Origin of the sequence: Prevotella sp. MA2016, from assembly GCF_000619825.1 — a bacterium.
Lineage (GTDB): Bacteria > Bacteroidota > Bacteroidia > Bacteroidales > Bacteroidaceae > Prevotella.
Map to the genome: position 1 here is coordinate 135,538 of NZ_JHUW01000011.1, position 13,524 is coordinate 149,061.

13 protein-coding genes and 1 pseudogene are annotated in these 13,524 nt (G+C 38.3%); 7 read left to right on the top strand and 7 right to left on the bottom strand.

Annotation, left to right across the window (positions count from 1 at the left end):
* Positions 1–15: 15 nt before the first annotated feature.
* Together T360_RS15810 and T360_RS0109335 are read right to left on the bottom strand one after the other, a co-directional pair.
* Positions 16–1,044, bottom strand: coding sequence for a glycosyltransferase family 2 protein (locus tag T360_RS15810; RefSeq protein WP_028912545.1), 1,029 nt, complete (start codon positions 1,042–1,044; stop codon positions 16–18).
* Positions 1,041–2,195, bottom strand: a complete 1,155-nt coding sequence (locus T360_RS0109335) for a glycosyltransferase family 4 protein (RefSeq protein WP_028912546.1) — start codon at positions 2,193–2,195, stop codon at positions 1,041–1,043. Before T360_RS0109335 ends, T360_RS15810 begins: the two co-directional genes overlap by 4 nt.
* 198 nt (positions 2,196–2,393) lie before the next feature.
* Here T360_RS0109335 and T360_RS15070 point away from each other — a divergent pair.
* A pseudogene (locus T360_RS15070) lies at positions 2,394–3,101 on the top strand (glycosyltransferase family 32 protein); the annotation flags it as partial.
* Between the two features lie 26 nt (positions 3,102–3,127).
* On the opposite strand, the gene T360_RS0109345 reads toward T360_RS15070, so the two are convergent.
* A complete protein-coding gene (locus T360_RS0109345; protein ID WP_028912547.1) occupies positions 3,128–3,886 on the bottom strand; it encodes a glycosyltransferase family 32 protein in 759 nt (252 codons plus the stop codon).
* A 158-nt stretch (positions 3,887–4,044) separates the two neighbouring features.
* Between T360_RS0109345 and T360_RS15815 the strand changes: the two genes are divergently transcribed.
* Together T360_RS15815 and T360_RS0109355 are read left to right on the top strand one after the other, a co-directional pair.
* On the top strand, positions 4,045–5,100 hold the full coding sequence (locus T360_RS15815) for a glycosyltransferase family 2 protein (RefSeq protein WP_028912548.1): 1,056 nt from the start codon (positions 4,045–4,047) through the stop codon (positions 5,098–5,100).
* Between the two features lie 2 nt (positions 5,101–5,102).
* Positions 5,103–6,236: a glycosyltransferase family 1 protein gene (locus tag T360_RS0109355; protein WP_028912549.1), complete on the top strand. Its 1,134-nt coding sequence runs from the start codon at positions 5,103–5,105 to the stop codon at positions 6,234–6,236.
* On the opposite strand, the gene T360_RS0109360 is transcribed toward T360_RS0109355, so the two are convergent.
* A complete protein-coding gene (locus T360_RS0109360) occupies positions 6,206–7,381 on the bottom strand; it encodes a glycosyltransferase family 4 protein (RefSeq protein ID WP_155949465.1) in 1,176 nt (391 codons plus the stop codon). The two genes, T360_RS0109355 and T360_RS0109360, sit on opposite strands and share 31 nt — an antisense overlap.
* 13 nt (positions 7,382–7,394) lie before the next feature.
* The gene (gene glf / locus T360_RS0109365; RefSeq protein ID WP_028912551.1) at positions 7,395–8,528 is read right to left on the bottom strand and encodes a UDP-galactopyranose mutase; all 1,134 of its coding nucleotides are present in this window, start codon (positions 8,526–8,528) and stop codon (positions 7,395–7,397) included.
* A 98-nt stretch (positions 8,529–8,626) separates the two neighbouring features.
* Here glf and T360_RS0109370 point away from each other — a divergent pair, with 98 nt between their 5' ends.
* The 4 genes from T360_RS0109370 (at position 8,627) to T360_RS0109385 (ending at position 12,784) form a co-directional block, all read left to right on the top strand.
* Positions 8,627–9,799, top strand: coding sequence for a glycosyltransferase (locus T360_RS0109370; protein WP_028912552.1), 1,173 nt, complete (start codon positions 8,627–8,629; stop codon positions 9,797–9,799).
* Between the two features lie 87 nt (positions 9,800–9,886).
* Positions 9,887–11,080 (top strand): glycosyltransferase, encoded by a 1,194-nt coding sequence (locus tag T360_RS15080; RefSeq protein WP_051523498.1) that lies wholly within the window; start codon positions 9,887–9,889, stop codon positions 11,078–11,080.
* Positions 11,055–11,645 (top strand): DapH/DapD/GlmU-related protein, encoded by a 591-nt coding sequence (locus T360_RS0109380; RefSeq protein ID WP_028912553.1) that lies wholly within the window; start codon positions 11,055–11,057, stop codon positions 11,643–11,645. The genes T360_RS15080 and T360_RS0109380 overlap by 26 nt, the downstream gene beginning before the upstream one ends.
* Positions 11,642–12,784, top strand: coding sequence for a glycosyltransferase family 1 protein (locus T360_RS0109385; protein WP_028912554.1), 1,143 nt, complete (start codon positions 11,642–11,644; stop codon positions 12,782–12,784). The genes T360_RS0109380 and T360_RS0109385 overlap by 4 nt, the downstream gene beginning before the upstream one ends.
* On the opposite strand, the gene T360_RS15085 is transcribed toward T360_RS0109385, so the two are convergent.
* Positions 12,751–13,032, bottom strand: a complete 282-nt coding sequence (locus T360_RS15085) for a hypothetical protein (protein WP_051523499.1) — start codon at positions 13,030–13,032, stop codon at positions 12,751–12,753. The genes T360_RS0109385 and T360_RS15085 overlap by 34 nt on opposite strands.
* A gap of 65 nt (positions 13,033–13,097) precedes the next feature.
* Positions 13,098–13,406, bottom strand: a complete 309-nt coding sequence (locus T360_RS0109395) for a winged helix-turn-helix domain-containing protein (RefSeq protein WP_028912555.1) — start codon at positions 13,404–13,406, stop codon at positions 13,098–13,100.
* Between the last annotated feature and the right edge of the window lie 118 nt (positions 13,407–13,524).

A 13,524-nucleotide genomic window follows, 5' to 3' on the forward strand; every position in this document is an offset into this window, starting at 1 on the left:
ACAAATCTCCAAATTTCAGATTAACTTTTTCACTCTACCCATCAGCCATATTGTGGCCACACATAATGAAGAAGGCAATTTACCTATCATATATATAAACATATTCTTTAGTCGTGCCTGGCGGAAAGAACAGATCTGCCGCCATGAAGCGGGATGACACATGATAGATTTGATCTCTTGATTAGAGAAAAAAGGTGTAATTGCATTCCTGCGTTTCAAAATGGCACAGGCAACGTAAAAATTAGTCATTGCCACAACATAGCAACGGTTGGGGAAATAGACCTTATCACATAGCATATACGAAGTTTTAACAAGATGCCTATTCGCTTTCACACTCTGCATGACTTCATCTTTTGAAATCCCTATACGCTCCTGATAATGCGATAAAGAATTACATCTGCAAATATAGTGATAAGTTATATTTGGAAGCAATACTGCACGCGAGACAACAGTTACCAAATCAAAAGTAAACACAAAATCTTCCCAATAACTAGTATCAATAAACCGCAGATGATGGCTACGTAGAAGTTCTGTCTTTACTATATAATTACAGGCAGATGCCTGAATACCTGCATATTTCCGATATGCAAAGCTAGCCAACTCATCATCTCCGAAAAATTGCAATGAAGGATATTGATAAACCACTCGGTGCCCAGACATATCAACTTTCTCGTATGATCCAAAAACCATCTCTGCATCATATTGCCGAATGTTTTGTATCAAAAGTTCTATCGTATTTTCTTCGATCGTATCATCAGAATCCATGAAATAGAGATATTCGCCTTTTGCCTCTTCAATAATCTGGTTTCTGGAAGCAGAAACGCCTAGATTCTTCTGATGAGATATAATATGGATATCATCTCGTCTAGAGTGTTCAGCAATGATATAACTCACCACATCAACTGTTCCATCATCACAGCCATCATCTACCAAGAGAAACTCAATAGACGGATACGACTGAGCTAAAGCAGACATCAAAGAAGTCTGAATACAACTAACTGAGTTGTATATGGGAATACCTATTGTTACATCATACTGCTTCATCGGTTCTTCAACTCATCAAATAATTGTTTCCATTGCTGCCCAATCCTATCGATATCGTATTGAGAAGCTGCAGCTTGTGCATTCATTCCCATTTTACATCGCAGCTCTTGTTCCTTCATCAACAGTATAAGTTTTTCTGCCATCAGATTAACATCAAACGGCGGAACAAGGAAGCCATCCACATCATTTGTAATAATAGATCGAGGACCATTCTCACAATCAAAAGTTACAACAGGAACGCCACATGCCATCGCTTCGATGATAACAAGCCCAAAACCTTCGAAACGTGAAGGGAGCACAAAAATAGAACTAGCAAGATATTCTTTCTTTACATCAGATACTGGTCCATAAAGATGACAACGATGCGGATCTATGCCTAATTCAGCCATTTGCATTTGATAAGGTTCCTGATTACCATTGCCATAAATATCCAAAGTCCAGTCTGGCATTTTTTTCTCGATGATTGCCCATGCCTGTAACAACAAGTCATTCCCTTTATCATAGGCATAACGCCCTATTGACACGACACGCTTAACAGACAAATCACTTTTACCATCTATCCGGAATGGAAGAGCATCAGGTATCTTCACAACATTACAGAGTTCTGGCCAGTCGCCGAAGGCATTATCCGTCAAGACAACCATTTTATCCAATCGTTTCAGATGCTCTAAAAGATTGTTCATCCAAAACCGAGCAAATAACCTTTTAACCCAATTAGAGCCTTGCTCATCAAAGTTACGATAATTGGCACGGTTCACGTGTAACTCGCCAATCTTAAAACTTCCATCATTAATCTTGTTAACAAAATTTATCTCTCGTCGTAATGTCGTAATAACAAAATCTGGACGGATTCTCAACAAATCTGCCTTTAATCTTCTTTTAAATTCATGCTGTTTACGCAGATAGACAAGCACCTTCTTCCAAAAAGGCAATCTCCACAACTCCTCAAAGTCTAACTCGTAATTAATAACCTCGACGCTGTCAGAAAGTGGAAAAAAACATTTCCTACCCTCTCCTTCAGTTACAATGATAGTCACATCATAGCCCAAATGCTCAGAAAAGTAGTTCGCTTTTACAGCCACCACTCTCTCAACGCCACCAGCAGAATAAATTGCCGGCGTGCAGATTACTATCTTGTATCTATTCATCATTCATTAATAATTATCTTTTTGAATACAAAGTTACACTAAATCTAATAAAACAACCACAATATTTTGCGGAAATGTACAATATTTAACAACATTTCCAAATAGAACATTTGGAAAAATAATAAAATAAACGTATCTTTGCAAGAAATTATAAATATGATTCCAAAAATAATTCATTATTGCTAGTTAGGAGAAGATGAGTATCCCCCACTAGTCAAGAAGTGCATCCAAAGTTGGAAAGAGAAATTACCTGGATGGGAATTACGTCTTTGGGACAAATCATGTCTCAAAGAAATTGATGAACCTTGGGTGAAAGAAGCCTATCAGGCCAAAGTGTATTCTCATGCTTCTGACTATATCCGTCTATATGCCGTGTACAAATATGGTGATTTTTATCTTGATACAGACGTAGAAGTCCTAAAAGACTTTTCTCCTCTCTTAGATTTTGAATATGTTTTGGGGATGGAGAACTCAGATAGAAAATATATTGAAGCGGCCACTTTTGGCGCCCAACCAGGCAATGAGTTTCTCCATAAATGTATGAAGTCTTATCATCAACGGCATTTTATCAAAGAAGATGGATCCTTTGATTATTCTTTCATGATTCCACATATCATGAAACAAAACATTGAAACTATATCTATTTTGGACAAGATATCAGATTTCCAATCAGCAAGTTCTTCTGTACAAGTTTTCTCATCTATGTTTTTTAGTCCTAAAAATTGCGATACTTCAGAATTCGATCAATTAACTAAAGAAACATTCTCAATACACCATTTCAGAGGAAGTTGGTTTCCACTTAACATGAGAATAAATCGCTTTGTTTGGAAACATCTAAGCAACAGACAGGCGCGTTTTATACAAAACATCTATCACAATATCAAATCTCTATTATCCAAAAAAAGCTAGTAAGATTACAAATATTTATAATCAATTTATTTAAATTTCCACGGCATAAGGAACAATTCTGCTTTTCTAACAACATCCCGTCCCAAGAATTTAACAAAATACGCTCTTAGTCGATAATACGCTTTCGCTTTAGGAGAGAACCAGGAGTTTTGATAATGATGAATAGCATATGTATAGGGAGTAATCTCTACCTCACGAGAATCGAATACTTTTGGAGAAAAGAATGCATCATTAAACTCTAAAACCTCTTTTTGCATGTCCAAATTACGTATATTCAGACTATCTTCAAGAGTTAGAACCCGTATTGGTTTTATCTCTTCAATTTGACGAATCATAATATCAGGAACAGTCTGAATATTCAAACTTCCATCCTCATTGACAAAAGGACGATCCTGATAATAATCTAAACAAGCCTTTATCCAATCGCAGCCTTTCTCAGCGCCCATAATTGCAGCTTCCGGCGTTTGAGCTTTCTCTGCACCCATGAAATAGGGCAAATCCAGCAAATCGTCAAAACTCTTTAATACCTCTACATCTGAGTCCAAATATATACCACCATAATTATAGAGGGCATAAAATCGAATATAATCTGCAGCGAAAGCATATTTCTTTTTTTCAAATGCTTGACGAACCCAAATGGACGAATTCAGATTAAAACGCTTCGTATCCCAAAGCATCACCTCATAATCTGGTAGATACTTTTTCCATGTACTAAGACATTTAGCTATCTTTGGGGGATATGGATCACCACTCAGCCAGCACAGATGAATAATTTTAGGTATCATAACTGCTATATTATTTTTTGCAAAAATACATAATTTCAAACATACTACCAAACAAAGTGCTATGTTTTTGAGAAAAAAGAATAAAAAAAGTGTGTTTGATTTGCAATTCTGAAAAAAAACACGTATCTTAGCGCACAAATAACAAACAGTTCACAAAGATGGATAGTTACAAATACAAAGTTACTGTCGGCATGCCTGTTTATGGCGTAGAGAAGTATATCCGAAAGTGCATGCTTTCTGTATTGAATCAAACTTTCAAAGACGATATAGAAATACTTGCCATTGACGATTGGGGGCCAGATAACTCCATTGAAATCATCAAGGAATTACAAGAGTCACATCCTCGTGGAAAAAATATCAGAATTATCACACAACCACAGAATATGGGGTGTTGGGCTGCACGCAATCGCATTTTGGAAGAAGCACAAGGAGAGTACATTTTTCTACTCGACTCAGACGACTACATCTCAGAAGACTGTATTGAAAAACTATACCTTCAAGCTATAGAGCATAATGCAGAGGCTGTTTATGGCTCAGTAAAACCTGTTAATCCAGAAGGACAATATATAGATATTGGCCAAGCCTATCTCAACCAGCCTTATTTAGTGATCAACGAGCCTGATGGTTTAGCGAGATTTGCTAATCAGTCGTTACATCCAACATTCAGAGACTATATATGGAATACTCTTATAAGACATGATTTCATAGAAAAACATCATATCAGATTCAAGAAGGCCAAATTCTGCGACGATATGATTTGCAGTTGCGACCTTACACCATTGGTAAACAGTGCAGTATTGATTACTGACTACACATATTACTATGTGATTAGAGACAACTCTCTTTCGAACTATCAATACCGAAAAGAAATCAAACTCGATGATATTAAGGAGTTTATAAGAGTGTACTCTTATTTAAAAGACAAATGCAAAGAATTAAAAGATAAGCCATATTTTGAAACCCGATGCACGAAAGGAATGATATTGATGTTCTATGCCATTTGTGGTTTTTTAAAGAATAAGGATAGAATTGTTCCAACACTTGAAAACCAAGTAATCAAAGACGCACTCAAGCATCCGTTGTCAATAAAAGAAATCCTTAGGTTCAAGAAATACAGAATGATTAATATTGCATTCTATCTATTAGGTGTCATTCCTGCATTCATGACAACAAGTATTCTCACAACTATTGGAAAGAAAAAAGGTTACATCTAAAGATGGATAAGAAAGCTTTATTTATAGTTTTTCACGGTTTCGATCCAAATAATGGAATCAGCAAGAAAATAACTTACCAGATAAATGCCCTCAATGCTTGTGGCATCCACACGCATTTATGCTATATGGAAGAAAAAGGCAACAAAACAAGAATGGTTGACGGGCAGATCATTGCTGATTATGGAAGCGGTCTTAAGAGCAAAATTTTGAAAAGGACAGAGTTCTCATCTATAGTCAAATATGCTATTAAAGAGCATATCACATTTGTATATATACGATCCAACCATAATGCCAATCCCTTCACCATCAACATGGTGAAAAAGATGAAAAAAGCAGGTATGAAGGTGGTTATGGAGATACCAACATACCCCTACGATGCAGAATACCTATCACAAGGTATGGGCAAACAAATATTCCAAGACAGGTTATTTAGGCATATTTTGGCCAAGCAATTGGATGCCATTATTACATTTTCTGATGTAAATGAGATATTTGGAAAGAAAACTATCCGTATTTCAAATGGCATTGATTTCGACAGCATTAAAATAAAAAAATCAAACACGACCGATTCATCTGTTATCAATTTAATTGGCGTTGCAGAGATTCACCCCTGGCATGGATTCGACAGAGTCATCAAAGGACTTGCAGCATATTACGCCGCGCCCCACGATACCATCGTAAAGTTCCATATAGTAGGTTATTTCTTCTTTGCTAACGACGAATTAATGTTCAAACAAATAATTGCCGACCATCATCTTGAAGAATATATCATACTTCATGGTAAAAAACATGGAGAAGAACTTGATAAGATTTTCGACGAGTGTGACTTTGGTATAGGAAGTTTAGGAAGGCATCGTGTAGGAATAGACAAAATAAAAACACTCAAAAACAGGGAATATGCTGCAAGAGGCATACCATTTATCTATTCTGAAACAGATGAGGATTTCGATGACAAAAAATATGTTTTAAAAGCTCCAGCCGACGAGACACCGATCGACATTAATCGAATCATAGATTTCTATCAGCATCTCACACTATCACCCGCAGATATAAGAACTTCAATAAAACATCTATCATGGGAAAATCAAATGCAAAAGGTAATAAACTATATTTTATTTGCACACAATACAGATTGATAGAAATGATGCCAGATAGACATAACTCTTTCTGCTTTATACGGTAGGACAGCAGTTCGTGCATTTCGCCCCATTCTTATACGCTCATCAGCATGCTCTATCATATAACAGATTGATTGAGCTAATTTCTGCACATCTAATGGCGGAACAAGAATTCCTGTATCACCATCATTCACAATAGAACCAGGCCCATACTTGCAATCAAATGCAATAACAGGCAAGCCACATGACATTGCCTCTATCAAGACCAAGCCAAAAGACTCGAAGCGAGAAGATAGTACATAAAAATCGCTTTCACAATACTTAGAATAGATATCATTAGTTGCCGGATGCAGATAGACATTATATATCAAGTTCTTATTTATCACATCTTGCAATTGATCATAATCCCCCACATCACCATCGTGGCTTCCATAAATATGAAGCGACCAGTCAGAATGTTCTTTTTGAACAACCCTCCAAGCTTCTATTAACAAATCATATCCTTTCTGATAAGCATAACGACCTACGCTTATAATGCGATGCTGCGAAATTGTACATTCTGGAAGACATTCTGGATAAGATACAAGCATATTCGGAATAAAGACAACTCTATCATCTAAATGCCATTTTACTCTTTCATTCTCTGTCATTACAATAATTTTATCGAATTTGCTAATGGTCAGGATTTGCTTCTGTTTCAGAGATCTTTCTCTATTTTTCTTATACTTATTTTCTATTTTCTCTAAATCCTCGAAATAAGCAGAAAGACCACAATGGCACTCAACAACCTTCACGACATCGGATTTTATTGAAATAACAGCCTCCAAATCAGCTAAATGCATATCAACACAAGTCACAACATGTGGCTTAATATCTTCAATACATCGATGAAATAATCGTTTAAATGATTTCCTACAAACATACCTATCTATATATTGAAACAAACCATGATAAGAACAACGCTCAATATATCTCGTTGCCAGATCAATATAATGGACTTTATCGGAGATGGGGAATGAGAAAGGAGCGCCGTATTGATTGTATGTGATCAAATAGACCTCGTACATACCACTTTCCGCCAACAGACTTAACCTCTGGGACCAAACACGTTCGACCCCGTTTGTCGATTTCATGTTATTGCACAGAAAAGCTAATTTCTTCAAAACTTTACCCTCCTTATAGTTGTCCGAATAACCCCATTACTTTCTCCATGATGGGAGCCATGTCGTAATATTTGTATTCGGCCAGATGACCACCAAGAATCAGATTGGGTTCTTGATCGGCCAGGTCCTTGTATCGCTGATAAAGGGCCATGTTCTTATCGTCGTTGACACTATAATAAGGCTCCATGCCGTCTTGCCATTCTGTGGAATATTCACGAGAAATAACAGTCTTGGGGCATTTATATACATCATCACCAAACATTTCAAAATGCTTGTGCTCGATGATACGAGTATAAGGAACCTCGGCATCAGTGAAATTCATCACTGCATTACCCTGGTAGTTGGGGGTATCGAGGATTTCTTCTTCGAAACGAACAGTACGATATTCGAGTTTTCCGAAACGGTAATCAAAATACTCATCAAGTTTACCAGTATATAATACTTTATCAGCAATACTCTCCCAATACTGACGGTCGTCAAAAAAATCAGCATTCAGTTTGACATCAACGCCTTCTAGCAAACCATCAATGAGCTTATTATAGCCACCAATGGGGATGCCCTGGAAACGGTCGTTGAAATAGTTATTATCATGAACGAAACGTACCGGCAGACGTTTGATAATAAAAGCTGGGAGTTCGCTGCATTTGCGCCCCCATTGTTTCTCTGTATAACCTTTGATCAGTATCTCATAGATATCCTTACCTATCAACAGCTGGGCTTGCTCTTCCAAGTTCCTGGGTTCATCAGCGCCTTCGGCCTTCATCTTTGCCAATGCTTCCTGGCGCTGCTCTTCAATCTTTGCCTGAGCTTCAGCAGGTGTAAGCACACCCCACATCTGATAGAAGGTATTCATATTGAATGGCAAATTGTACTGTTTGCCTTTATAATTAGCTATAGGAGAATTGGTATAACGATTGAATTCGACAATAGAATTTGCGAAGTCCCATACTTTTTTATTCGACGTATGAAAAATATGAGCACCATACTTGTGAACATTAATACCCTCGATATTCTCGCAATAGATGTTACCCCCAAGATGGTTGCGCTTATCTATCACTAAACAGCGTTTTCCTTGTCGATGAGCCAGACATGCAAATGTTGCACCATATATGCCTGCTCCAACTATCAGATAATCGTATTCATTCATCATATTCAATCAGATTTTTGTGCAAATATAGGATAAAATTTGGAATAATCCAAAATTATTCGTAATTTTGTCAACGTAATAATACTTTTTATGTGGAAATGAAGAGAATTTGCTTTGTAGTTGACAGCATCTTCAGTATTGGCGGTGTGCAAAGAGTGACCGCTGTAATTGCCAAGGAATTGGCAAAGGATTATGATGTAAGTATTGTAACTTTTGACAAACCTGAACAGTTAGACAAATCACTATACAACCTCAACGAAGCAGACATCACATATCGGTTCTTTTCATATCCACAGGTAGGCAAACTGAAACAATACATTTGTAAAGCCTGCAGCGCACTCTATCTTTCACTTCAGCCAAAAGCAAAATGGTGTTCGGATTTATATGCCCATTGTTCATATCCCTCAGAACTTAAAAATGCTTTGCACGCAGAATTAAAACAAGGCCATTACGATATCATAATAGGTGTACATGCTCCATTAGCAGCAAGGCTGGCCACATTAAGAAAGAGTCTGCCTGACACGAAACTGATAGGATGGCTACACAATTCGTATGAAGCGCTTTTTGGCAATGATTCACATTATTATATCGGTGCTAAAAGACGAAGGCATTACATCTATCAATTTAAAAAACTAGATCAGGTAGTGGCTTTATGTAAAGATGACGCAAATCGCTTTACCGCATTTGATAGCGCATTTACACCTGCAGTGATATATAACCCATTAACGCTCAAGCAAGGGCCATCGTCAACAGGCACAAGTAAAAGATTTCTTGCCATTGGACGTTTCACTCCTCTACATAAAGGAATTGACTTATTGATAGAAGCATTCCATCTGTTTGCGCAAAAGAATAGCGAATGGAAATTGGATATCGTTGGTGAAGGTGCAGAAGAAAACATCTATAGAAGGATGATTGCCAATTATAACTTAGAAGACCGAATTGCAATTCATCCATTCACCAATCATATTCAAGATTACTATTCGAAAGCACAGATATATGTGCTTAGTTCCAGATGGGAGGGAATGCCATTGGTATTGGTTGAGGCTATGTCACATGGACTCCCCATCATTTCATCAGGCTTACCTGTAAGCCAAGAAATTATGGGCGATTTTGGCATGTATTTCAAAAACGGAGATGTAGAGGACTTAGCAAACCGATTGGAAGAAGCTACACATATCAACTGGCAGGAAAAATCGGAACAAGCAAAGTCTATCGCACTAAGATTTGATATAAAGAATATTATCAGTAAGTGGAAAGAATTGATAGAATAGCCTCTTTTTTTTGAGAAATAAATCAGAAAATTTTGGAAAATCCAAATAATTTTGTAATTTTGTCAACGATATTTGGCTTTTACACATATGAAGAGGATTTGTTTTATTACAGATAGCATTTTTAAATCGGGTGGCATGCAGAGAGTGACAGCCGTGATCGCTGAGGAGCTATCAAAATGTTATGATGTGACCATTGTAAGTTTTGAAGCACCAGAGCAACAAGACTTATCTATGTATGGTTTGAAAGACTATCCCGTAAAAGTATTGTTTACCCACTTTCCTGAGACCGGAAAATGGAAAAGCATGTTATACAACGTTTATAGCCACCTGTACAAAAACGTTCTGCCCAAAACACCTATCACATCTGACTTATATGCACACAGCTCTTTCCCAAGACAGAAGAGAGAGGCTGTGGTTAAGATTCTGAAAGAAGGCCAATTTGACACGATTATTGCGGTAAACTCATATCTATCCATGCGACTGGCCACTATCAAAAGGGATTTAGGTAACGTAAAAGCCATTGGCTGGATTTACAACTCATTCAATGCTTTCATAAGAGAGGCATCGCCTTACTTAAGAACAGAACTGAAATATCACTACGGCCGCCAGTTGCAGAAACTGGATGAGACGGTGCTACTATACTTGCAGGACTCTGAAATGTATTATCATGCCTATGGATTCTCGCCGTTTGTGATTCCAAATCCGCTAACTATCAAGCCCGGAGCGCCATCAACAGGAAAAAACAAACGTTTCTTGGCTGTAGGCCGACTATTGCCTCAGCATAAGGGGTTCGACCTGTTGATTAAAGCCTTCGAGAAGTTTGCACAACATAATGAAGATTGGTATCTGGACATTGTTGGAGATGGTTCGGAGAAAAAGGCGTTAGTGCAGATGATAGAGGAGCGAAACCTAACAAAAAGGATAAAGATTCACCCATTTACAGAGGATATACAGATGTTCTATTCGCAAGCCAGCGTCTATGTATCGAGTTCGAGATGGAAAGACTTTGGACTGGTGCTGGTACAAGCGATGGCTCACGGACTGCCTGTTATTTCGTCGGACCTGCCATCAAGCAAGGAAATTTTAGGCGACTTCGGCATGTACTTTAAGAGTGGGGATGCGGATGACCTGTCAAGAAGACTGCAAGATGCCACTACCATGGAGTGGCAACTAAAATCGAATGAAGCTATCATGATTTCGCAACGATTCAATGCCAACGTGATTGCAGAACAATGGAAGACGCTGATAGAAAGTGATGGACAACGAAAGCGTAAGAGCTAAATTGAAAGATAACCCAAAGTTAAAAAAACTCATTGACTGGGTAATCATGAACCAAGTGGAAACAAGACCACGTTGGTTTGTCAGATTATTGGCACCATTATACCAGCACCGAGGGAAACACGCTGTGATTCATCATTCTGTAAGAATGGACACGCCACCCTATCGAAAATTCTCAATTGGCAACTATTCGGTAGTAGAATCATTTGCCTGTATCAATAATGCAGTAGGTGATGTGGAGATTGGCGACTATACCAGAATAGGCTTGCACAACACCATTATTGGTCCGGTAAAAATAGGTAGCCACGTAAACTTGGCACAAGGCATTACTGTTACAGCACTAAACCACAACTTCAGCGACGCAGGCAAACGGATAGACGAACAAGGTGTAAGAACTAATCCCGTAACGATTGAAGATGACGTATGGATTGGAACCAATGCTGTGATTCTGCCAGGCATAACAATCGGCACACATAGCGTAATAGCAGCAGGAGCCGTAGTAACAAAGGATGTTCCACCCCACTCTCTCGTAGCAGGTGTACCAGCAAAAGTAATCAAACAGATATGAGAATAGGCATCGAAGCACAAAGGGTATTCCGAAGGAATAAGCACGGTATGGACTATGTGGTTCTGCAAGAGATCAGAGAACTGCAAAAGATTGATACCCAAAATGAATACTTTGTTTTTGTAGCACCTGGTATTGACAGATGCCTAAAAGATTCTAAGAATGTGCATATCATAGTGATTGGAGAAAGTTTCTATCCTGTATGGGAGCAAATTACACTGCCAAAAGCTGTAAAGAAATACAATCTGGACATACTACATTGTACTAGTAACACGGCACCGATATTCTGCGATATACCACTCATCCTGACACTGCATGACATCATATTTCTGGAGCCACGCGACAAAAATAACAAATCCATTTACCAGAACCTGGGATGGCTATATAGGCGCAAAGTGGTGCCAAAAATCCTTGAGAAATGTCGGCGAATCATTACGGTGTCCAACTTTGAGAAGCAGAACATCATAAATAAACTGCATATCCCAGAAAGCAGAATGGCCATGATTTATAACGGATATAATGAATGGTTCAAGCCTTTAAGGGATGTGGCAGACATCTATCAATCATACATAGACAAACCTGGCTATTTTTTCTTCCTGGGAAATACCGACCCCAAGAAGAATACAGAACGTACTTTGGTGGCATATTCCAAATACCTCAAAGAATCGACTGTAAAACGCAAATTGCTGATGGCAGACCTGGATCAGGCATACCTAGATGGCATTATTGAAAGAAACCACATTGAGAATATCAGGCAGAACATCGTTATGCCAGGATATATCGTAAACAGCGACTTGCCATATATCTATAACAGTGCCTTTGCTTTTCTATATACTTCACTCAGAGAAAGTTTTGGTATTCCTCTACTTGAAGCTATGGCTTGCGGCACACCTGTCATCACATCAAATACATCATCAATGCCGGAGATTGGAGGAGATGACGCCATTCTCATCAACCCGGAAAACCCTGACGAAATTGCAGAAAAGATGCTACAACTGGAGCTTGACGAGGAATACTACAATGCACAAAAAGCTATTGGACTGAAAAGAGCCCAATTGTTTTCATGGCAGCATACCGCCAAGCAACTGCTTGAGCTATACAAAGCTGTTTACAAAGAATTGCCGAATTCTAACATCAGCTGACGGGCATCGGGATTGTTCTGGGTATTCAAGCGATAATAACCACGACGCCCCGTAGATTCAATCAACGACTGTGATGATTTAGAATTCTTAAGCAGATACTGCTGCACATAAGCACGGATTTCATTGAGGTCGGGTGTATAGAAAAAACTCAAATTCATATTATACACATGCTTGGACATCTGCATAACGCTGATGCCCTTATCTCCCACGCTGGTAAGTATGCTCAATATCTGCTTATCGTATGTCATTATATTCGTTTAAAAAAGGTCGGTAAAAGCTATTACCGACCTTTCTTTATCATTCGTTAAATGGCTTATGCCAATGTAACTTTGTCACCTTCATTAGCGAGTTTGCCCTCTTTGAAGAGCCAACCCAAACCGAGAAGAGTCTCCTCCTCAGAAATCTTAGCAGCCTTTGCAATCTCCTTTACGGCGAGAGCCTTACCTGCTGCAGCAAGTGCCTGATATACATCACCTGCCTTAAAACCTACATTCTCAGCGTTGATTGCGAGAACTGCCTTTGCAGCTGCTTTAGGAGCTGCGGTTTTCTTTACGGTTGTCTTCTTAGCTGCGGCTGCCTTTGTCTCAGTAGCCTTCTTAGCTGTTGCTTTCTTTTCTGCCATAGTTCTAAAAAATTAATACTCTATTTGAAGTGTAAAACTCCTGTTAATTTTCGAATGCAAAAATACCGCTTTTATTTAAGACAACTTACTGGCATTTAGGATTTTTTAGCAAAATGTA